This window comes from Corynebacterium sp. H113 (assembly GCF_037572315.1).
Classification (GTDB): Bacteria; Actinomycetota; Actinomycetes; order Mycobacteriales; family Mycobacteriaceae; genus Corynebacterium.
On record NZ_JBBHKZ010000002.1, the window covers coordinates 365,462 to 386,901 of the forward strand.

Annotated in this window: 16 protein-coding genes; 10 read left to right on the forward strand and 6 right to left on the reverse strand. The window is 56.1% G+C overall.

Annotated elements, in window-relative coordinates; genetic code table 11:
* Positions 1 to 31: 31 nt before the first annotated feature.
* Together WG938_RS02890 and WG938_RS02895 are read right to left on the reverse strand one after the other, a co-directional pair.
* Positions 32 to 298: a WhiB family transcriptional regulator gene (locus WG938_RS02890; RefSeq protein ID WP_339977343.1), complete on the reverse strand. Its 267-nt coding sequence runs from the start codon at positions 296 to 298 to the stop codon at positions 32 to 34.
* 430 nt (positions 299 to 728) lie between these two features.
* The gene (locus WG938_RS02895; protein ID WP_339977345.1) at positions 729 to 1,829 is read right to left on the reverse strand and encodes a diacylglycerol/lipid kinase family protein; all 1,101 of its coding nucleotides are present in this window, start codon (positions 1,827 to 1,829) and stop codon (positions 729 to 731) included.
* Positions 1,830 to 1,911: 82 nt separating this feature from the next.
* On the opposite strand from WG938_RS02895, the gene WG938_RS02900 reads away from it, so the two are divergent.
* Complete coding sequence (locus WG938_RS02900; RefSeq protein WP_339977347.1) at positions 1,912 to 2,352, forward strand: hypothetical protein; 441 nt, start codon at positions 1,912 to 1,914, stop codon at positions 2,350 to 2,352.
* Here the strand turns inward: WG938_RS02900 and WG938_RS02905 are convergent.
* Positions 2,349 to 3,671 carry an Rv3212 family protein gene (locus WG938_RS02905; protein ID WP_339977349.1) on the reverse strand — a complete coding sequence of 441 codons (1,323 nt, stop codon included), beginning with the start codon at positions 3,669 to 3,671 and terminating at the stop codon, positions 2,349 to 2,351. The genes WG938_RS02900 and WG938_RS02905 overlap by 4 nt on opposite strands.
* A gap of 71 nt (positions 3,672 to 3,742) precedes the next feature.
* Positions 3,743 to 5,041 (reverse strand): DEAD/DEAH box helicase, encoded by a 1,299-nt coding sequence (locus WG938_RS02910; RefSeq protein ID WP_339977351.1) that lies wholly within the window; start codon positions 5,039 to 5,041, stop codon positions 3,743 to 3,745.
* 164 nt (positions 5,042 to 5,205) lie between these two features.
* On the opposite strand from WG938_RS02910, the gene WG938_RS02915 reads away from it, so the two are divergent.
* From WG938_RS02915 to WG938_RS02945, 7 genes are all read left to right on the forward strand, one after another.
* Positions 5,206 to 5,430 (forward strand): DUF3107 domain-containing protein, encoded by a 225-nt coding sequence (locus tag WG938_RS02915; RefSeq protein WP_339977353.1) that lies wholly within the window; start codon positions 5,206 to 5,208, stop codon positions 5,428 to 5,430.
* 49 nt (positions 5,431 to 5,479) lie between these two features.
* Complete coding sequence (locus WG938_RS02920; protein WP_339977354.1) at positions 5,480 to 6,361, forward strand: DUF3152 domain-containing protein; 882 nt, start codon at positions 5,480 to 5,482, stop codon at positions 6,359 to 6,361.
* A gap of 41 nt (positions 6,362 to 6,402) precedes the next feature.
* Positions 6,403 to 7,245, forward strand: a complete 843-nt coding sequence (locus WG938_RS02925; RefSeq protein ID WP_339977356.1) for a TIGR02569 family protein — start codon at positions 6,403 to 6,405, stop codon at positions 7,243 to 7,245.
* 51 nt (positions 7,246 to 7,296) lie between these two features.
* A complete protein-coding gene (locus WG938_RS02930; protein ID WP_339977358.1) occupies positions 7,297 to 10,572 on the forward strand; it encodes an ATP-dependent DNA helicase in 3,276 nt (1,091 codons plus the stop codon).
* Positions 10,569 to 13,961, forward strand: coding sequence for an ATP-dependent helicase (locus WG938_RS02935; protein ID WP_339977360.1), 3,393 nt, complete (start codon positions 10,569 to 10,571; stop codon positions 13,959 to 13,961). The genes WG938_RS02930 and WG938_RS02935 overlap by 4 nt, the downstream gene beginning before the upstream one ends.
* Positions 13,962 to 14,026: 65 nt before the next feature.
* On the forward strand, positions 14,027 to 15,112 hold the full coding sequence (locus WG938_RS02940; RefSeq protein WP_339977363.1) for a potassium channel family protein: 1,086 nt from the start codon (positions 14,027 to 14,029) through the stop codon (positions 15,110 to 15,112).
* Positions 15,081 to 17,189 (forward strand): ATP-dependent DNA helicase UvrD2, encoded by a 2,109-nt coding sequence (locus WG938_RS02945; protein ID WP_339977365.1) that lies wholly within the window; start codon positions 15,081 to 15,083, stop codon positions 17,187 to 17,189. The genes WG938_RS02940 and WG938_RS02945 overlap by 32 nt, the downstream gene beginning before the upstream one ends.
* Positions 17,190 to 17,242: 53 nt before the next feature.
* Here WG938_RS02945 and WG938_RS02950 read toward each other — a convergent pair whose 3' ends face one another.
* Positions 17,243 to 18,091, reverse strand: a complete 849-nt coding sequence (locus WG938_RS02950) for a TOMM precursor leader peptide-binding protein (protein ID WP_339977367.1) — start codon at positions 18,089 to 18,091, stop codon at positions 17,243 to 17,245.
* A gap of 97 nt (positions 18,092 to 18,188) precedes the next feature.
* Between WG938_RS02950 and WG938_RS02955 the strand changes: the two genes are divergently transcribed.
* A complete protein-coding gene (locus WG938_RS02955) occupies positions 18,189 to 18,722 on the forward strand; it encodes a YgjP-like metallopeptidase domain-containing protein (RefSeq protein WP_339977369.1) in 534 nt (177 codons plus the stop codon).
* A gap of 5 nt (positions 18,723 to 18,727) precedes the next feature.
* On the opposite strand, the gene WG938_RS02960 is transcribed toward WG938_RS02955, so the two are convergent.
* Complete coding sequence (locus WG938_RS02960; RefSeq protein WP_339977371.1) at positions 18,728 to 20,248, reverse strand: zinc-dependent metalloprotease; 1,521 nt, start codon at positions 20,246 to 20,248, stop codon at positions 18,728 to 18,730.
* 119 nt (positions 20,249 to 20,367) lie between these two features.
* Between WG938_RS02960 and WG938_RS02965 the strand changes: the two genes are divergently transcribed.
* Positions 20,368 to 21,420, forward strand: coding sequence for a YlbL family protein (locus WG938_RS02965; protein WP_339977373.1), 1,053 nt, complete (start codon positions 20,368 to 20,370; stop codon positions 21,418 to 21,420).
* Positions 21,421 to 21,440: the final 20 nt, after the last annotated feature.

Below are 21,440 nucleotides of genomic sequence, written 5' to 3' on the forward strand. Positions count from 1 at the left end.
AAGGTCAGTTAATTGCGCTAAGTTAGCGTTCTTAGTTGACAGCGGTGCGGGTGCGACGAACGCGACCGCGGTTGCGACGGCGCTTCAGAGCGCGACGCTCGTCTTCGCTCATGCCACCCCAAACGCCTGCATCCTGGCCACTTTCGAGGGCCCATGCGAGGCAAGAGGAGGTAACTGGGCAACGGTTGCAGACAACCTTTGCCTTAGCAATCTGGGCCAGTGCTGGCCCCGAGTTGCCAACTGGGAAAAACAGCTCTGGGTCTTCTTCTCGACAAACAGCTTCGTGACGCCAATCCATGACAAATACTCCTTTTGTTGAAGCCCGGGTGCGGGCATGGGAAAAAGCGGAAAAACTTCCAACGGTGGATCACACGCTTCTCGTGTGACCAGGGGTTCACCGGCGGTTTCCGCGACATTGGGCACGGTATTGAGGTGCCTCAGATGTTTTGCAAAGGGGAGTGAATGACCAGGACTCCCCCGCCGACGGACACTATGATGGCACGTTATGACGTATCCGTAAAGGGGTAATTGAATAAAAGTGCCGAAGGTCACAAATATGTGAACATTTGGTTACATGTGCAGGTAGTCAACACCCTAAATTTAGGGTGTCCAAGAGTGGTTAAGAGGTGAATTCTATTAATGCACGCCGTGGTGAGAAACCCTGTCAACTGCGAGAAGGGTCATTCCCTTATGGTTTCTTCAGGAAACTGGGAGAGTTAACGTGCCGTTCAATCTCGGGAAAATGCTAACCGCAGCCGCGCAATCAAGCGGCTCTGCAACATGGCTGTCAAGCGCACAGAAATTGGCTTATCGGTGACGGATTTGACAAAGCCAGTAGGGTGCCTTTTATCTACCGGCGCTACTACTTTAATGGCATTTGAAGAAACCGCAATACGAATCGCAGAGACTTCATCAATATATTCGCCATCAAGCTGAAACTTCAATGGACGAGCTGACTCGAGCACGACCTCAGCAGCATTATCTTCCCGAATCTCGCGCTCCTGGACGTGCAACGGTCGTCGCAAAGGAAGCAGTGCGCCACCCAAGTTTGCGGCAATGACAATGCCACCGAGCCCGGCAAGTGACCTAACTCCAAAAAAGCCAAGACCGCCTCCCATATCGGTGTTTGGGTTCGTCACGACGGGGAGGTCGCCGAGGAAAGTCCATGGATTTGAATTAGATACGACTGCGATGGGCAGATTCGTACCCATTTCGACACCGTCAACTTCAGCACGGATCTGCGGGGGATCGAGGCGAATCTGATTCCACATAGGCAAAATGGTGCGCACGTACCGAATTGGCTTTGCGCTCTTTCCGTCGCTTCGGACCGCTTCGACGGACGCGATCACGTCGGCATCCAATCCGGCACCGGCGTTGACGACGAACCAGCGAGCTGACTCACCAAACTTTGCGTAGCCTGCGCTGATCGTGCGCATCTCACCCTTTCGGAGCAAGCGAGTCGTCAGCCGTGCGGCATCGAAAGGGTTTCGCGGGATATCGAGCGCGCCAGCCAGCACATTCGCGCTTCCCGTAGGGATAATGACAATTGCAGGGAGTTGGTGAGGTGGAATCCCCTCGGCAGTTGGGGTTGCGTCATCCATCAGGCCATTCACGACTTCGTTGACTGTGCCGTCACCACCAAGACACACGATGTAGTCGACGTCCTTGGCTGTCATCCCCCGTGTCAACTCCGTCGCATGTCCTGGATGGGATGTGTACTCGGTATGAAAACGTAGCCCAGGCACTGCGCGTAACGATCTGACCACACATCGAACAAGATCGTCGGTGATGGAGGTCGAATTTGGATTGGAGATAATGAGTGCACGCACGTCGTTTAGTTAATCACGAAGCACGGAGAGGTTTGCAACCTCTTTCGAATGTTGCGCACGGAAGCTACTAGGGTGGACAACTGTGAACGCACAGAAGAAAAAGACGGGCAGCACGGCTTCGTCGCATGTTTCAATGTCCGCTCCGCGCTCCGTCATGGCAGGTGCCTGGATCGCGGTGGTCGAATCCACGTTGGGTATCGGTTACGGCATTTTTCTTGCAGTACGCGACATGATGGGCTTTGAAGACCGCGATGCAGTGATCTCCGGAATTGGCACTGCACTCTGGTTCTTCATCGTTTTCGGGGCCGTTCTTGCTGGCGCGATCATGTTGATTCGGGGTCACCGCTGGGGGCGAGGACCGATCATTATGTTGAATCTGTGTCTTCTCGGCGTTGCCTATTACATGTTCAAATCAGATGCCTACACGCTGGCCGTGCCTGTAGTTATCGCTGCGATTGCCGCGTTGTACGCCATGTTTAATTCCCAAGCATTGAACTGGGCAGCTAACGAATACGGACGTTAGAACTTAGGAACAGCCTCCTCAGTCGGAACAGCCACAGCTGGCACATCACCAGCTGCGGTTTCTTCAATTGGTACAGCATTTTCAATTGGTGCTGCATCTGCGACCATCCGCAGTCCGAATAGCTGATTACCCCGCTTTTCGACGAGAATGTCGCCAGAAACTGCCAGCACAATTGGGCCAGCGGTGCCGTCGCGATGGACCGGAATGGTGCGTTCCACTGCGCCGTTAGTGGGATCTACAACTGCGATCCCCTCGTGAACAGGGACAAGAACGCGGTCGCCCACCGCAGCTGGTGTTCCGATTGCGTGTGGCACGGTAAACGCTAGCTCGAGTGAATTAGGTCGGAATGCTAGAACATCGGTGCCCGAAAACCAGGTCATATGGTGAGGCAAGTCAGCGGTCGAAGCAGCAGATGGAGCCACAAAGGCTGATGCGGGCTGTGTCGCGGCTGCATGTGTCCTGGATGTTTCCTTGCCAGCGAGGTCGTACGTTATAAGTTCGTCGCCAATGCGGACGACGGCGCCTTTTTGGCCAACTACTGCGAGACGAGCGGGTCCGGCTAGCGGAACATCTGCGCCGATTTCAGGTTCCTGGGATTCTTCGGGGTCTGTGCTCTGGAAAACGAGCCGGTGACCATCAGGACAATTGTTCACGATAACCGTGTTGTTTTTACGCACCATCGCATCCGCGATGGTGCAGCCAGGGTGTGGTTGCACATCAGGTTCTGACGATGCTGGAATCTTGCCGTATTCGAGATTATTGACGAGGTCGCCACGCCAGATCTCCACGTAATCCTTGGAAATGATGCCTGTGTTGTCGTTTGATCGCACCGGAGCGACGGCACCGTCAATCATTGATCGTCGAGTCGCATGGTACTCACCAGTCTCCGCGTCGATGGAGGTGGCTTCGCCACAACCTGCTTCGCCTTCAAAGACTGCGACAACGCGACCATTAGAGACCATTGCCGTGCAGAGTGGGAGATCACGGTGATAAGACCACGCGATCGTGCCATCTTGGGTGTCAACGGCAGTAACACCGTTGGCATCAGAAATAACCGCGACGCCTTCTACCACTAAAGGAATAATCGGCGCCGACGCTTCGTCACCGTCACCAGCGAATCGCCATGCTTCTTCAAAAGACGAAGGGACGACGTCCGTAGCAGCTACAGCAGGGCGCGCCCACTGTGAAGCTTGATGCTGCACCTGGCGAACAGGGGCCTTCCACCACGTCCAGGAGAGAATCATGACTGAGACAAGGATGAGAACGGCCGAGGCGATGTAGTGCTTTCGGTTCGCTCGAAACTTCTCGGAAAACGGCATGAGCTCAGTCTATCGGCAGTCTAGTGGGACTTGCTGGTATCCCTACTCCGGCTTCTACGGCGGCCGTGACCCTAGCGACGGCTACGGCCACCACGACCGCCGGAGCGTGAATTAGAACCCCGCGGTGGGCGGGCACCGAATACTGGACGTTGTGGACCGACGGAATCTTCCGCATCGTCAGGAATATCCAAGGCTTCGTAAAACTCAGGTGAAGTTGAGAACCACTGTGGTGGCTGTGGGAAATCCAGATCCAGAGCCTGGTTGATCATCTTCCACCGGGGAAGCTCGTCCCAGCCGACAAGGGTTACTGCAATACCGGTGTGACCAGCACGTCCGGTGCGCCCGATGCGGTGGACATACGTCATTTCGTCATCGGGTACCTGGTGATTAATAACGTGAGTGACGTCATCAATGTCAATGCCTCGTGCAGCTACGTCAGTTGCGACGAGTACATCGACATCGCCCCGTCGGAAAGCATCCAGAGACTTCTCGCGTGCTGCCTGATTCATGTCGCCATGAACTGCGGTGACCAGGAATCCGCGCTCTCCCAGTTGTTCTGCCACAGATGCGGTTGACCGCTTGGTGCGGGCAAAAATGATGGTGCGGCCGCGTCCCTCTGACTGCAAGATTCGGGCGATAACCGGAAGCTTATCCATCTGATGAGATTGGAAGACAACCTGCCGTGTCGTTGCATGCACGGTCGCCTCAGATTCCCCAGTCTCTGCGCGAATATGAACGGGTCGAGACATAAACGTCCGAGCCAGAGTCAGAATCGGGCCAGGCATGGTGGCCGAGAAGAGCATTGTCTGCCGTTTATCCGGCACTGCCTGCAGAATCTTCTCGATATCGGGTAAGAAGCCCAAATCCAGCATTTCGTCCGCTTCATCGAGAATCAGAACTTCGACGAACCCTAACTGCAGGTTTCCACGCTGGTACAGGTCGATCAGACGGCCAGGTGTGCCGACGACGATGTCGACGCCACGATCGAGGAGGTCAATCTGCTCGTCGTAGGGCCGACCGCCGTAGATCGTGGCAAGTCGCAAGCCAGTTGCAGCGGCCGCAGCTGCAAGATCATCTCCGACTTGAACACACAGCTCACGGGTAGGAACGATAACTAGGCCACGTGGAGTTCCGTCAGGTTCGGCGATCCGAGCGTCATCGAAGATGCGGTCGACCAGCGGTACACCGAAGCCGAGCGTCTTACCCATGCCAGTGCGGGCTTGGCCGATAATGTCAGTGCCATCGAGAGCTAATGGGAGCGTAAGTTCCTGAATGGCAAAGGTGCGATCAATTCCTTTGGAGTTCAGGGCATCGCAAATCTCCGCAGCAACACCAAGCTCAACGAAGGTCGGCGCGGGTTGTTCAGCCACAATAACTCCTAGTAGATAAAGACAAAATGAAATGCACACTGGCTATCGAGGGACTTCACGGATCAGTGTTCCTCAATGCTAATTGGATATCAATAATCATTTCGGGTGCACGTAACCCCCAGTCACTCATACTAGTGTCCGTTATGGTCGCTATGATTGCATCCATGGACATCACTATCGGATTGGTCGATACCCCTCGAGAGCTCACTATTGCTTCTGTTCAGGGTGGCGAAGAGCTGAAGAAGCAGATTTCGGACTCGATTGCTAGTGGCGACGGCGTTCTGGAGCTTGTCGACGGCGCGGGGAAGACGTACCTCGTTACTGTGGCAAAGGTTTCTTATGTTCAGGTGGGTCCTTCGGCTCCACGCCAGGTTGGCTTCATCGCGTAATCCGCGGTGAATTATTGGAATAGGAATAGAAGGTCGGCTTAGGCGCAAAATGGCGAACGAACCTTTCTTAGTGCGATTCGCACGCGAATGGGGATGGCGGGCATACGCTATCCCCGTTTTGGCGGTTTTGACGGTTGTTGTTCTATTCGACGTTTTCACCAACCCGGACGCAGCCGAAGAGTCGGCACCCGGTACTGAAACACAAACGATTTCGCAGTCGTCGGATGAAACACAGCGCTCTGGTCCTATTCCAGATGGTGAATTTAAGGGAAACCCTGATGTTGGTGCGCTGCCGCCGGGTGGTCCCTACACCGAAAAATCTTCGGGGCAATACAAGGAAGTCGGAAGTGCAGGGCCAAAAGTCGGCGAGGGCACGACGAAGACGTATCGCTACGCGGTGACCATTGAGGACTCCATTGATACTCACCGTATTGGTGGTGTCGATGCCTTCGCAGGGCTGGTCAGAGCTACTTTGTCTGATCCTCGTAGCTGGACCCACGATCCGGCGTTTGCATTTGAACCTGTCACATTGGACGACAACCCGGATCTCGTGATTCAGCTGTCGTCGACAGATACCGCACATCAAGAATGTGGTTACGCCATTCCATTGGAAACCTCGTGTCATGTGGGTAGCGGTGGCAATGGCCCAAACAAGGTTGTGGTGAATGAAGCTCGCTGGGTTCGTGGAGCTCTTCCATTCGAAGGTGACGTGGGCAGCTACCGCCAGTACCTGATTAACCATGAGGTAGGACATGCGATCGGTTTCGCAGCACACGAGGCATGCGCCGAAGATGGTGGTGTAGCACCAATCATGATGCAGCAGACGCTCAGTACCTCGAATTCGGAGCTGTACCAGCTGAATCCGAACGAGGTGTACCCGGACGACGGCGCGCGTTGCAAGAGCAACCCGTGGCCGTACCCAACAGCTTAGCGCTCGCACAGTTCGGCGCAAATGTGGGGTAATCTTCGTCCATGACTCAATTGCCACCGAACCACGTCCTCGAAGCTTTCGGTTTGTCGGGCGAACCAGTGCCCGCTGGGATGTCGTGGGATCTTGGGTGGCGGTACGACTCCATGGTGCTGTCTCAAGTGGCAGATTCGGCGCGCGCCGCGTGGTCAGCAAAACTTCGGGAAACCCTACAGATTGATGGCATCCATGTCGCTCGTCCAGGTCGCACCACTGACGGACGACATGTTTTGTCTGGGTGGCAGTCTCGGCATTGGATGCCAGGCAATTGTGCACCTCGTGCAGACGAGATCCTGGTCGCCGCAGTACGTATCGACGAGGCTCTGTCAGGTATTTCCCGCCCACAGTTCTTGGTGAACCCTGACCCCAACGTATTTTCCGTCTGTGATCGCGCTGTGTGGAGCGATAACACTGTCGCGGAGCTCAGCATGATTCTCGACCCGGATGCGATTCCTCGACCTGATGCTGCAGAGGCACTGACCGTCGCAAGTTCGTTGTTGCGACTTCGTGGAGACATCGCGGGGGAGACGCAACTTACTCACGGCGATGTCGTAGGCACGTTACTTTTCGATGGTGCCACGGAGCCAGTTCTGACCGATATTGTGCCTCGATGGCGTGTTAAAGGCTGGGGAGCTGCGGTTGCGGCTGTTGATTGTTTGGCGTTCTTGGGTGCTGACGAAGATCTCTTAGCCCGATTCGACCATATTCCAGAGTGGAATGAGTTGTTGATTCGTGCTGTGTGTTTCCGCTTATTGGCTCATGCTGCTTTTCCTGAATCGAAGCGAAGCTCCTGGCGGGGGCTGGCGCGTGCAGCTGAGATCGTGCGCTCGATGGTGACTGAAGACTAAGTCGTTCGATTATCGAACAGCCCAATCCGAGCCCTGTGCCACAATGTGGGCATGCCTGAAATCCCCGAGTTCGATGCATCGTTGGCCGATATTCCATCGATGCCCCGTGTAGTTTTCGCTGACCGTAGAAGAGGCGAAGCTCGACAGTGGTCGGGCCCTGTTGGCATGCTCTTTCCTGGAGACGAGCGACAGGTTGAACTGAAAGTTCCCGGGACTCCGTGGCGGGTACTAGGCGGACCGGGCACCGGAAAGTCAGCGCTTCTTGCGGATCTTGCGGTGGCCCACATGGCGGCAGGGGTATCGCCGGACAGCATCGCAGTGATTGCACCGGCGAAGGATGCCGCAGCGAGAATCCGCGAGGATATTGCTGTGCAATTGGCATTGCTGCAGGGCGATGTCGTCGAAAAGCAAGAAATCAGTGCCGGATCCGGCGGTATGGTCCGAGCAGTGCACTCGTTGGCATTTGCCATCGTGCGTCAGGCTGCAGTTGCAGCGGGTGCAGAGGAGCCTTCATTGACGACGGGCGCGAAGCAAGATGCTGTCGTGCGTAAGTTGCTTTCTGGACATGCTGAAGATGGCGGTTCGTATTGGCCAGAACGGTTGGTGCCAGCGCTGTCGATGCAGGGGATGGCTCGTCAATTGCGTGATGTCATGTTGCGTGCAGCTGAGCGGGGTGTGGATGGGCCTCAGTTGCAGGCGATTGGCAGTAAGTGTGGTGTGCCAGAGTGGACGGCAGCGGGGAAGTTCATGGTGGAGTACCGGCAAGCGATGCGGCTTGCGGGTCAAGATAGTTTGAATGCCGCAGAGCTAGTGGGGGCTGCCTTAGCTGCCATTGCTGCTGATCCAGCAATTGTGCCGGGGTTGGGTTTCAAGGTTTTATTGATTGACGATGCTCATCATGTGGATCCCCAGTCGGCGAAGTTGTTGTCGCATTTCATTCCATATGCGGACACGATTGTGGTCACTGGCGATCATGATCAGTCGGTGCTGCATTTCCGTGGCGCTAATTCTGATTTCTTGGATTCGGTCACTGACGATGCGCACACGATCATTGTCCAGACATCCTTCCGCACAACACCGGAGGTAGCAGCTGCAGCGAGCCGAGTGGCGTCGCGCTTACCCGGTAAGCATCCTCAGCGCGGTATCCGCACTATTGATGATGTTGCGCAGCCAGAATCTGCCCGCGTCTTTGTACAAGACACGGCAATGGGCGAGCGCAACGTCATTGCTAACTTTCTGCGCCGTCAACATATCGAACACGGTGTGCCGTGGAAAGACATGGTTGTATTGGTGCGGTCTGGCGCGAGTGAGTCAGCGCTGCATCGACACTTGGCTCGGGCAGGAGTCCCTGTCGCAATGGATCCAACGGATATCGTGCTACGAGAGCAACGCATGGTGGCATCGCTGATGTTGCTGCTGCGAGCAGTGGCTCCGGCGCAATCAGGAGCCACAGCGTTGTCCGTAGCTGAATGGGAACACGTACTTACAGGGCCTTTGTGTAATGCGGATCCAGTAACCATGTCACGGGTTGTTCGCGCCGTACGTCGAGTGAGCATGTCGTCGCCGGAGTTGTCGTTGGATGGCCAGCAGGCAATGGACAAGATTTGTTCGATCCTTGCTTCTCCTCAGCGTTCAACTGCCGATGAGGCATTGATTGACGCATTGCCACCTCGAGAGAAACAAGTATTAACTGTGCCGCTCGAAATTCTCGATGCTGGCCGTCGTGCTCTGGCGGATGGAGTCGAAAGTGTGCTGTGGGCGCTGTGGGATGCATCCCGGATGCACAATCATCTGGTCTCGGCGTCTTTACGCGGTGGAGCAACCGGCTCGGCCGCAGACCGCGATCTTGATGCAGTAATGACGTTGTTTGACTTCGCCGGTGACCTCGCTGAACAAGATCCGTCGCTAAGTATTTCCAGTCTTGTGCGAGCGGTGTTGGACCAGGAATTGCCAACTGGTGCGCGTGATCGCCGAAGCGCACCGCGAGATGCTGTGTCGGTGCTATCTGCTCATGCGGCACTGGGGCGTCAGTGGGAATGCGTGGTTGTTGCTGGTGTTCAGGAAGACGAGTGGCCATCACTTGGTCAAACCGGGTCAGTCATGTTGCAGGAGCAATTGATCGATTATTTGGATCGAGGCATCATGCCAGGTCAGCCGGTATCTCATGTGGCTGAACGCATGGCAGAGGAACGCAGGCTGTTCTACGTTGCGCTGACGCGTGCTCGGCGCAAGCTGCTCATCACTGCAGTTGATGCACCGGACGATATTGGTGAACCAAGTCGTTTCCTGGCTGAAACGGGACTTACTATCGAACGCGGTGGCGATGATGAAGCCGGTACTTCCGAATCTGCAGAGAACAATGACGGGGAAACTGTTGTTGGCAGAGATCTAGGTACACGCGTGTTGTCTTTGCATGCGTTGGTGAGCGAGCTACGGGCCGTCGTTACGGATCCCCGTCAGACAGTGACTCGACGTCGTCACGCTGCACACCAGTTGGCCCGCCTTGCGGACGACGGAGTTGCAGCAGCTCATCCGACTACGTGGTGGGGACTTCAGGGACCTAGTACAGACGGTCAGATTCGTTCTGGGGGTAGTGCGGATCGCCCAACACAGCGCATTAGCCCGTCAAAGGTTGGTAGCGCGCTTGACTGCCCGTTGAAGGCGATGCTCGAACCACCAACGACATCAACTGCAATGTTGATGGGAACGGCGTTTCACGCGATCGCAGAGGCATTGGAACGAGGTGTCGATATTGTCGATGCTGAAGAGGCTTTGCGGAACCTTATTCCGCGTCTGATCGAGGAACCTCAATGGAGACTAGATCGGCTGACTGATGAGTGGGTCGAAGCACTACATTCGTGGCACAACTGGGCTCAGCTCAATACTGCCTCAGGAATCGAAGTGCCAGTGCGCGTCGCTGTGAGCGACGATGTCGATATTGTTGGTCGTATTGACCGACTCATGCGCACCGAGGACGGTAAGGACATCGTCGTCGATATTAAAACCGGTTCAGCTGTACCGACTGGCAAAGACACGGAAGACAATGCGCAGCTTGCGGTGTATCAATTGGCCCTGGCGCTGCGCGCACAGGATTCGAACTGCGTTGGCGGTGCTCAACTCGTATTTCCGCGAAAGCAGACAGCAAGCGGTGCCCCAACTACCCGCGAGCAATCAGCTCAGACTCCAGAAATGTTGGAGAAATGGCGGTCCACAGTGCTGGAAGTCGCAGCGCAGGTCCGAGGTCCGCATTCCCTCGCAACTCCAGGCACTCAGTGCCGTGTGTGTGCAGTGAAACAGTCTTGCCCAGCAAAGGAAGGTGCGCGATGAGCAACTCCACAAACATCATCGATCCGGTTGCACTGTCGCACATGATGGAGCAGAAGTTCGCTCCCACAGAGCAGCAAGCTGCAGTCATCGGTGCACCGATGGAACCCATGCTTGTCGTCGCAGGTGCTGGTGCAGGAAAGACCGAAACAATGGCTGCACGCGTGGTGTGGCTGGTCGCCAATGGTTTCGTCAGGCCAGAAGAAGTTCTTGGCCTGACGTTTACCCGCAAAGCCGCAAGTGAGCTGGGGCAGCGAATCCGTGCACGGTTAGCTACGTTGGCAGCATCGCCAGAGTTTCGGAAGGTTGCTAACCCAGATGTTCTCGAGGCTTTGGAGGTCATCGTCCCGACGGTAAAAACGTACGATGCCTATGCCGGTTCGCTGGTCAAAGAGTACGGCCTACTGCTGCCTGCGGAACCATCCGCAGAGGTGATCGACACATCGACACAGTGGCAAATGGCATGGGATATCGCGACGAATGCGTCGTCTATGAAGACGAAGCTGGACACGGGGAAACTCGTCGAAAAGCTGATGAAGTTGAGCTCCGAAATCGACTCTAATTTGGTCGATGAACAGGAAGTTCGCGAGCAAACGGAAGCATTCATTCATACGATCTTGCAGACGCCGAAGTCGGCACGGCAAAAGAAGGATTTGCACAGTGGCTTGGTAAGCGTTCTGGATGCTCAGCGGGATCGCCTGGAACTATTGCCACTGGTAGAAGAGCTACGGCAGCGCTATGCGGACGATCACGTAGTGACGTTCGGCATGCAGATGTCGCAAGCTGCGCGTCTTGCTGACGGTATCGCGGAAGTTGGTGAATCGCAGCGGAAGCGATTCAAAGTTGTGATGCTTGACGAATATCAGGACACATCTCATGCGCAGCGGGTACTGCTTCGTGGCTTGTTCGCCGGTAATGCAGTCACTGCCGTCGGTGATCCGATGCAGGCGATTTATGGGTGGCGTGGCGCAACAGCATCGAACCTGATTCGTTTTGTCGACGACTTTCCGCAATCGAATGGGCAACCTGCCAGTAAATTGCAGCTCGTCACGTCCTGGCGAAACCCAGAATCCGTGTTGGAAGTAGCCAATATTGTCTCTGACAAAGCATTTAGGAACCAGCAACGTACGGTAGAACGGCTGACCCCGCGCCCTGGCGCACATGAAGGCACCGTGTCGTTGGCATTGCATTCGACTGTTCATGAAGAGTTGACGTGGATTGCCGATCGTATGGCCTCCGAATACGCGACCGCGCAGGCCGAAGGTCGTCACTTTTCCGCAGCTGTGCTGGTCCGAGGCAATAAGGATTCGGCACCGGTGCTGGATGCGCTGACCTCTGTCGGAGTTCCAGCGGAGATTGTCGGGCTCGGTGGGTTGCTGTCGATCCCTGAAATCATGGATATCGTCGCTGTGTTGCGGGTACTGGCGGATCCGGCAGACAACGAAGCCATGCTTCGTATCTTGACCAGCCCTTTTGTGCAATTGGGAGCAGCGGATCTGGAGGAAGTTAAGCGACGTGCTCGTCAGATTTCCAACAGCGTTCGCGACCGCAGCACGGCGAACACGACTCAGCAGGACGAAACGGAACTTGAAAAGCTCGACGCGACTCTAGAATCCCTTGTCCAAGAACGTGCGGGTGAGCCCGTTGGTTTGGGCTACGCCATCGCAGACCCGGCTATTGACGACGACGGCCCGAGGGCTCCGCAGTACTCAGAGGAAGGAGCCCGGCGTATTGCGGATCTATCCATGAAACTGGGTGGCCTGCGACGCTGGTCTTTGCACAAACCTTTGCCGGAACTCGTGTCCGATGTTGAAGTGGCATTTGGAATCCGCATTGAAGCAACAGTTGCTGGAGCTGCCGAGCAGTCCACGGCGACTGCAGGAACGGTGCACCTGGATAAGTTCATCGAGGTGGCGGCAGAATACTCGCGTCGCATTGGTGGAGAACTGCTGTCTTTCCTCAGCTTTTTGCAGCGGGCGGAACAGTTTGACCGGGGTCTTGAACCTGGAAAAGTGAAGCTTCGCGGTGACGCGGTGGAGATTATGACTGTCCACAAGTCGAAGGGCTTGGAATGGGACATCGTGGCTGTACCACATGTGTGCGAAAGCGTATATGACAAGGTCAGGTTAGAAAACTGGACAACCAAGGCAGAGTTGCTCATGCCGGAACTCATCGGCAATGACAGCGGGGCCAACAACGGACACGGTTCCGAGGGCTCCCTAGAAACCGATGAGCTGCTGAATGGCGCGCCCGTGCTGGACACTAGTGCAGCAGAAAACCAGGGTGAGCTGGTCAAGGCTATCGCCGAACACAAGGACGAATTGAAGACAGCCGTCAGCGAGGAATCCGAGCGGCTCTTCTACGTTGCTGTTACTCGAGCGGCCAAGACGTTGCTGGTTTCAGGCTGCCAACGAAAAGGCGAGGGGAAGAAATCCGTCGATGGGCCGTCGGAACAGCTCATCGCGCTCGCTGCGGCACGCCCTCAAGACGTCGAAGTGTGGGAAAGCGAAGCAAGCGCTGATCCTCTGGAAGTAACCGACGCGGAAGGTATTGAGTGGCCTGTTGATCCACTGGGTGAGCGTCGTGAAGCCGTGACCAATGCTGCTCACTTGGTCGGCGAAGCACTCACCAATCTGCATGCGCAGGAACCTACCAGCGTGCGCCCCATTGGCGGAGATATTTCACAGGTGTGGGACATGGAAGTCTCGATGCTTTTGGACGAGCGTCGTCACGTACGTGAAAGCGCTATTGAAGTGGAACTCCCGGTGCAGCTGTCGGCCAGTGAATACATTGCGATGCGCCAGGACCCCGATGCCTTTGCACGTCGCAAAGCTCGCCCCGTTCCATTCAAACCGAACCGTTTCGCCCGACGTGGTACTGCCTTCCACGCGTGGCTGGAGAGTTTCTTCTCTACCCAAGCATTGCTTGACGACGAAGACATCTTCGCCATCGCCGAAGAATTTGGCGCTGACTTTGGTGAAGATCTCGCTGTCGATCGGTTGAAAGAGATCTTCAAGAATTCGGAGTGGGCTGACCGCACCCCGGAATGCGTGGAAGTGCCTTTCGACATCTCGCTTGGTGGGCAACGAGTAGTGGGCCGTATCGATGCTGTGTTCCGCATTGACGGTAGGTGGGTTGTCGTTGACTGGAAGACTGGTAAGCCAGCCACTGGCCACGATTTATCCGTCAAGGCATTACAGTTGGCCATTTACCGGATAGCGTGGTCGGATAGATTGCGGGCAGAAGGGCAGGACGTACCTCTCGAAGATGTGGGAGCTGCGTTCTTCTACCTCAATCCAGCTGGCCGGAGCGAAACGGTCTGGCCTGGTGAGGGAGATCTGCCCAACCGATTAGAATTGGTGCAAGCTATTCAGGACAGCGTTCGCCGCTAAGCAACGTTCCCTGCAGCAGCACACACGGATGCAACAAGTAAACGATGTAGAAGGCGAGAGCAACGGTGCGCGACAAGATCCACGCTCGGTTCGGAACCGATGTCGAGCTCGATGATCTGCCAGAACATGCCCTCCTGGGCGTGATCGGAATTCCAGAGGCCGCAAATAAGGGGCCATGGCGACTGATTATCCGTCGCATCTCTTATGCGGTCGGGCTAGTGCTGGCTGCGGCCTTAGTCGTGTACCTCGACGGTGATGGCTATTCCGAGCCGATGTCGTTCGTGGACTCGTTGTATTACGCGTCGGTGAGTTTGTCTACCACTGGTTATGGTGACATCACGCCGGTGACGGAACGTGCCCGTATTTTCAATATTTTGCTCGTTACGCCAATGCGAGTTGTCTTCCTTGCCCTCTTGGTCGGTACGACCCTGACGGTTCTTACGGAAGAATCTCGTAAGGCACTGCAAATCAAGCGCTGGAGGAAGAGCTTGCGTAATCACACCGTCGTCATCGGTTACGGAACCAAGGGCAAGTCTGCTGTGGCTGCGCTGCTGGCTGATGGCGTAGACCCAGCACAGATTGTGGTCATTGACATGGACAAGCATGCCCTTGATTTGGCTAGCAATCAGGGACTCGCCACTGTGCATGGCTCGGCAACGAAGTCTGATGTCTTGAAGTTGGCAGGCATTCCGCGTGCACGCTCGGTTGTCATTGCGCCGAACCAGGACGATACTGCTGTGCTTGTAACTCTGTCAGTTCGCGAGCTTGCTCCAGGCGCAACCATCGTCGCTTCGGTGCGCGAATCCGAAAACCGTCACTTGCTTGCGCAGTCAGGTGCGGACCAAGTAGTCATTTCCTCTGAAACAGCTGGTCGCATGCTCGGCCTTGCGACGGTGACGCCGTCAGTGGTGGAGATGATGGAAGACTTGTTGAGCCCCGATGAAGGCTTCTCTGTGACCGAACGATTGGTCACGGAAGAGGAGATCGGTGCGAACCCACGTCACCTCGCGGATATTGTGTTGGGTGTTGTTCGTTCCGGTGAGCTGTACCGAATTGATTCCCCAGAGTGCGAGTCAGTAGAACCGGGCGACCGTTTGCTCTTCGTTCGCCGTGTCGGCAATGAAGACCAGGAACCAGATGGCGCTAAGTAAACTTTCGCTTGCTCAGTTAGACCCAGATCAGTATGCGGCCGCAACCGCACCGCTGGGTCCTGTGTGCATTCTTGCTGGAGCAGGAACAGGTAAGACTCGAACGATTACGCACAGAATCCACCACCTCATCGAGCAGGGTTTTGTGCAGCCTCAAAAAATTCTGGCAGTGACGTTTACCAAGCGCGCTGCTGGTGAGATGCGAGATCGACTTGCCACGATGGGCACTCCGGGAGTCCAAGCTCGAACGTTCCACTCAGCTGCGTTGCGGCAGTTGCGGTACTTCTGGCCCCAGGTCGCAGGGGATATGCCGTGGCAGTTGATCGAGAACAAGTTCAGCTTGGTCGGCCGAGCTGTTCGTGGCGCAGGCTTGGATTCGAGTACGGAAACTGTGCGGGATGTGATGAGCGAGATTGAATGGGCGAAAGCCTCGCTCATTACGCCCGATGCTTATGCAGAAGCTATCAAAGAATATGGGCGATTGGCGCCTGTCTCAGCCGACAAGGTCAGCCATGCGTATCGCAATTACGAAGACAGCAAAGCAACACCAGATGGCATGCTGCTGGACTATGACGATCTCCTGTTGCACACCGCCGGTGCGATGGAGAACTCTCGCGCAGTGGCCGAAGAGTTTCGGGCACAGTATCGCAGCTTTGTCGTCGACGAGTATCAGGATGTCACTCCGCTACAGCAGCGCGTTCTCGACGCATGGGTGGGTGATCGTGATGACATCACGGTTGTCGGTGATGCAAACCAGACGATCTACTCATTTACCGGTGCAACTCCCGAGTTCCTCATTAATTTCTCACGTAAGTACGACAACGCGACCGTCGTAAAGTTGCAGCGAGATTATCGCTCTACTCCCGAAGTGGTGCGCCTTGCGAACGATGTCATCGGTCAAGCGAAGGGGCGAATTGCCGCGTCAAAGCTGCAACTGATTGGCCAGCGAGACAATGGGCCCGAGCCCACGTTTTCGGAATATGACGACGAGCCGATGGAAGCTCGCGTCATTGCCCGCCGTATTAAGCGGCTGATTGATGACGGCACACCAGCATCGGAAATCGCAGTGTTGTATCGCATCAACGCCCAGTCAGCCGTATTTGAACAGTCGCTTGGCGAAGCCGGAGTGCCGTACCAAGTCCACGGCGGTGAAGGCTTTTATCAGCGTCCGGAAATCCGTCAAGCTGTCAGTGAGCTCATACGTACTGGTCGCCGGGGACTTGATGGCCAAGGCGCCACGCTATTGGAAATTGTTGGTGAAGTCTTCAGCAAGCTGGGTTTGACCAAGACGGAGCCAGAAGGCGCGCAAGCTCGCGAACGCTGGCAGTCGCTGAAGGCGCTGTCCAATTTGTGTGCGGATTTGGTGCATGCCAATCCGGGCCTGAATATGCAGGGTCTCCTTGGACAATTGCGCACCCGCCAGGAGGCGAAACATCCACCCACCCTTGATGGTGTCACGCTTGCCAGCCTGCATGCTGCCAAGGGCCTGGAGTGGGATGCTGTGTTCTTGGTCGGTCTTTGCGACGGTACGCTACCGATTCAACACGCCCTGAAAAAGGGCGAGGACTCCGAGGCTGTCGAAGAGGAACGTCGATTGCTGTATGTCGGTGTCACGCGAGCCAGGGAAGTGTTAGAGCTGTCATGGGCGTTGTCCCGACAGGAAGGCGGCCGGAAGACACGGAAGCGCAGTCGATTCCTCGATGCTCTTGATGCACCTGGCCTGCAGCAGGTCAGCGTGCAAAACCGACTCGAAACGGGCGCAAAGAAGTCTACGTCGACTAGGTGCAAACAGTGCAATGCAGCATTGAAGACTGACTTTGAGCGGATCACCAGACGATGTATTAACTGCCCAAGCACTGTCGACGAAGAGCTGTTGTCCGTGCTCAAATCATGGCGGCTGGAGACTTCTCGGGATATGTCGGTGCCGGCCTATGTGGTGTTTTCAGATGCGACTCTGGTTTGCATTGCGGAAAACAAGCCACGAACTGTGACTGAACTTCTCGAAGTTCCGGGCATTGGCCCGGCCAAAGTTCAGCACTATGGCGAGGCTGTCTTGGGAATTGTGGCGCATTACGCCTAATCAGTCCGCTATGCATTGTTATGCCAGGTGTCGGCCTCGGTGCCCCAAAGAGATCACTTTCGGCGACGACACACAGGGCAATTCGGGTGTGGCAGTACCGGCTTTGCGACGTGATGTAGCCCCACCAGGTCCACAGTGACTTCTGTGGCCAACAGTGGCGAGTCAGCATAGCCATAGTGGGCAATGCGTTCTAGTTGCAGCACAATCATGTTGACAAGTGAGGAAATGACGAGAGGCGATCCGTTCGCTGTCTGATTACGCAACTGCAAAGCAAGAAGCTCCCGGGCGGAGTCGTCGCTACGCCGATGCGACTCGGCGCACATTGGACACGGGGAATACCCCGGCACAGTCAATGGACCCAGTACTGCGCGACCATCGCGAAGATGCACGCAAAGATGGGGCAGGCGCCTACGCCACAGAATCTCAATCATTTGTTGGTGCGGTACTTCCATGCCGGTCAAGACAACAAGTCCGACATCATCTGGTGAAGTGTCTGTGAGCCAGGACAGCGTGTGTCGGCCAATTCCTTTGAGATGTGGCGAAGGCGTGCGATGACGAACGGCATCGTGAAGTGCGTGTTTAACCTGGTCTCGGCCAATAATGGTCAATTGCAGGAAGGTCGCAGGTGGTTGTGTGAGTCGTGCTGACGTGAGCTCGGTGATGAGTTGGTTCACCAGTGCTGGTGGCAGGCTCGTGTTGTTCAAACTCTCTCGGAGACATTCACCCCGCGTTGCGCCGAGGATCGCCGACCAAATTGGGCCGGGTGAAGATTCCTCAGGAAGTGGTACAACAACCGCCGAATCTGGTGTCGTGCCAAACTGAATCCGGCCACCCGGTCGCAGCAAAATGGGCATGTCTCGGCGCAGCGTTACTGCTGAGTTGGCAACCGCGTCGATGCCCACGTCTTCTATTGTTCCCCCGATAATTTCCCCCATAAAGCAATAGGTACCGCAGCGCGCCGTTTTCCGCTGGGCAACGCACTATGGCTACGCTAGGGGTATGAACCGTAAGCGACCCGATTATGGGCCCGATGTCGACGTGCGCCGGTCCAAGCGTCGACGCCGTACGGTGTCAGCGCGTGCAGAGGGCAATCGCATTGTTGTGATGGTGCCGGACGATATGACGGAAGCCGAAGAGCGCCGTCAGATTGAAGAGATCGTTGCGCGCGTTCGCAAAAAGGTAGGCAACAAGGCTGGTCACGAACTCGACAACGACATTTTGCTGCGTCGCGCTCGCCGGCTGTCCGTCACGGTGTTGGAGGGACGCCCTCACTTCGAGTCAATCAAATGGGTTCGCAATATGTCGCGTCGCTGGGCCTCAGTGTCAGGGGAACCGCCGCGTATTCGCGTGTCGCATCGCTTGGCTGAAGTTCCAGATTACGTTCTCGATGATGTCATCGTCCATGAGCTCGTCCATACCTTTGTGGAGGGTGGTCACAACGATGAGTTCTGGCATTGGGCAGCAAAAGCCCCGCACCACGAACGGGCACGGGGCTATTTAGAGGCCTACCAACGCTGGGGAATTAGCTCCTAGCTGGCTTACTTATCCGATTCTTCGGAGCCACTGTCCTGCGAACCATCCGCATCGGGGTCACGCTCATCGCCCGACTCTGCTTCACGACGCAGCTGCTCTTCCAACTCCGCAATTGGATCGAAGTCGTCGGATTCGGAGCCACCAAGAACACTGTCGATGAAGGCTGCTGGGTTATCTAGGTCTTCTGCAACTGGTAGGAAGTCGGGGTGGTCCCACACCTTGTCGCGGCGATCGATACCGACCGCGGTGGTGAGACGACGCCACAATTCGGCGGCTTCACGTACCTTTGGTGCGCCCAGGTCGATGCCCGTTGCCTTTTCCAGCGCCTTCTCGGCACCGTCGGTTGCCTGACGACGTCGCCACGCTTCCTCCAGCTGCGCAAAACCAGGTAGTCGCTCGCCAAGAGCGTCGGTGACGATGACATCGACCCAACCCTCAACCAGCGCAAGCAGAGTTTCGAAGCGGGAGCGGGCGTGCTCGTTGGAAGAGGAAATCTTCGGCGACATGTCAATGTTCTGGAAGTTCGCCATTGCTTCCTGCATACGGGCTGGGTCCTGCAAAGCCTCGATGTCCAAGCCCTGCGCTGCGTCTTCGATATTCGAGTAATCGATGATCAGACCCGCCGCGTACTCTTCGACGGAGGAGATCATGCGCTCGGTCAACCACGGAACACGGTCGAAGAGACGCTGATGAGCAGCTTCACGTGCAGCGGCGTACACCAGCAGTTCGCGAGCTGGCACTTCGAGATCCTCTGCTAATGCCGTCAAATGAGTTGGCATCATGACAGCTGCTCCCGTCGTATGCAGCGGAAGACCCAGGTCGGTGCCGGTGAGAGCAGACTTCGCTAGCTCTGCCAGTGCGTTGCCCAGCTGCGTACCGAAACTCATGGAGTTCATCTGGTTCATCATGCCGAGCATGGGGCCCATCATCTGACGAGCTTCCTCCGGCATACCTTCCACCGAGGCATCTGCCATGCGCTCTGCGACGGGGTCAACCAGCCGCTTCCATGTTGACATGGTGTTTTCCAGCCACTGGACGCTGTTCCAGCCTTCTGCCCGGTTTGCGCCAGCGGGCAGCGTCGTTGCATCGTCCAACCAAAGCTCCGCAAGGCGCAATGAATCTGACAGTGCGTCCTTGCTGGATTGGCTAATTGGGGCTACATTGCCGATGCGCTGGCGAGCAACCCGTTCTGCAACGGAGTGGTTCACAGCGCCACCAGTGCCCATGTCCTGGCCCATGCCTGACAGCATCTGCCCAAACTGATTCAAAATGTCGCCAAGGTTCGGCTGGCCGGCACCAGGATTCTGCGCATCACCAGAATCGCCAGAGTTACTGGAGCTACCCTGACCAGGCTGACCGCCGAAGGGGAATCCGAAGATGCCGAAGTCGCCTCCGAAGCCACCAAAGCCTCCGAATGGATTGCTATTGTCCCCGCCGTTTCCGCTAGAGCCGTCGCGGTCGCGACGGTCGTTGTCATCGCCGTCGTTGTCGTCGCCAGGTGTGAAGCCGAATCGATTGGAATTCATGCTCCTAACCGTACCGGTCAGCCTGCATGAACTTCACTAGTTTGTGGCGTGGGTGTGGCCATTTTCGCGAAGGGCGAACATTGTCACCAGCACGCCAGTGCCGGGTAGGGTAGTTAACCGTGAATCGTCGAACCCGAACGCTACTTGTGGGAGCCTTGCCAATCGGTGTGCTTGCGCTGATTATGTCGTCGCCAAGCGCAACTGTTCCGTTTGCAGCGGAAGGACCCGGCCCGCTTTTCGACGTCCTCGGTGACTTGGAAGGAAAGCCGATGATCGATGTGAGTGGCGAGGGCGTCGATACTGAAAAGCCCAAGGGGTCCTTCAACATGACCACTGTGGCAGTGCATCACAGCGTGTCTCTGCCACAGGCAATCGGATTGTGGCTGAAGGAAGACACCACGGTCGTGCCAATCGAGTCTGTATTCCCTCCTGGTGTATCTGAGGAAGAGATCCAGGAAAAGAATGACCTGATGTTCACTGATTCGGAAGCCAACGCTACGGCAGCTGCCCTTGCTGAGCTCGGGTTGCCAACCAAGGTGTCGGTGGCGATGATCATGAAGGATTCCGCGGCCGAAGGTGTGCTGAAAGAAGGCGACATCCTCCATCGCGTCGGGGAAGAGGCGGTGCAGCGCCCCGAATCAGTAAAGGCAGCCGTCGCGGCGATGAAACCAGGTGACGACGTCGATCTCATCGTGGAACGGGTGAACGAACAGGGAAAGAGCGTCCTGGAACCCGTCACCGTAAAGCTGGGGGAAAACCCAGATAACAAGGATTTGGCGTTTCTTGGAATCGGCATGGAGGCTCAGCCAGATGGTGAAGTAGAAGTGGCATACAACGTCACCGGCGTTGGTGGGCCATCGGCGGGATTGATGCTTGCGCTTGGCGTCGTCGACAAGCTAAGTCCTGGGGATCTGACTGGTGGAAAGCGGATTGCCGGTACTGGAACTATTGATGGCGCAGGGCGTGTGGGAGAAATCGGTGGCATTACGCATAAGATCGCGGCGGCTCGGGAAGAAGGTGGCGAGTACTTCTTCGTGCCGTCTGCCAATTGTTCCGAAGCGTTGACTGCAGATGCCGGGGATATGAAGTTGATCCGGGTCAATGAGTTATCCGGTGCTGTGGAGGCGCTAAAGAATCCTGACGACGCTCCGGCGTGTCAGAAGGGCGAGTAGACAACCCGCCACTGGATACA

Coding starts and splice junctions, on each gene's coding strand:
- WG938_RS02890 (WP_339977343.1), bottom strand. CDS start 298: ATGGATTGGCGTCACGAAGCTGTTTGTCGAGAAGAAGACCCAGAGCTG.
- WG938_RS02905 (WP_339977349.1), bottom strand. CDS start 3,671: ATGCCGTTTTCCGAGAAGTTTCGAGCGAACCGAAAGCACTACATCGCC.
- WG938_RS02915 (WP_339977353.1), top strand. CDS start 5,206: ATGGACATCACTATCGGATTGGTCGATACCCCTCGAGAGCTCACTATT.
- WG938_RS02920 (WP_339977354.1), top strand. CDS start 5,480: ATGGCGAACGAACCTTTCTTAGTGCGATTCGCACGCGAATGGGGATGG.
- WG938_RS02925 (WP_339977356.1), top strand. CDS start 6,403: ATGACTCAATTGCCACCGAACCACGTCCTCGAAGCTTTCGGTTTGTCG.
- WG938_RS02930 (WP_339977358.1), top strand. CDS start 7,297: ATGCCTGAAATCCCCGAGTTCGATGCATCGTTGGCCGATATTCCATCG.
- WG938_RS02935 (WP_339977360.1), top strand. CDS start 10,569: ATGAGCAACTCCACAAACATCATCGATCCGGTTGCACTGTCGCACATG.
- WG938_RS02945 (WP_339977365.1), top strand. CDS start 15,081: ATGAAGACCAGGAACCAGATGGCGCTAAGTAAACTTTCGCTTGCTCAG.
- WG938_RS02955 (WP_339977369.1), top strand. CDS start 18,189: ATGAACCGTAAGCGACCCGATTATGGGCCCGATGTCGACGTGCGCCGG.
- WG938_RS02960 (WP_339977371.1), bottom strand. CDS start 20,248: ATGAATTCCAATCGATTCGGCTTCACACCTGGCGACGACAACGACGGC.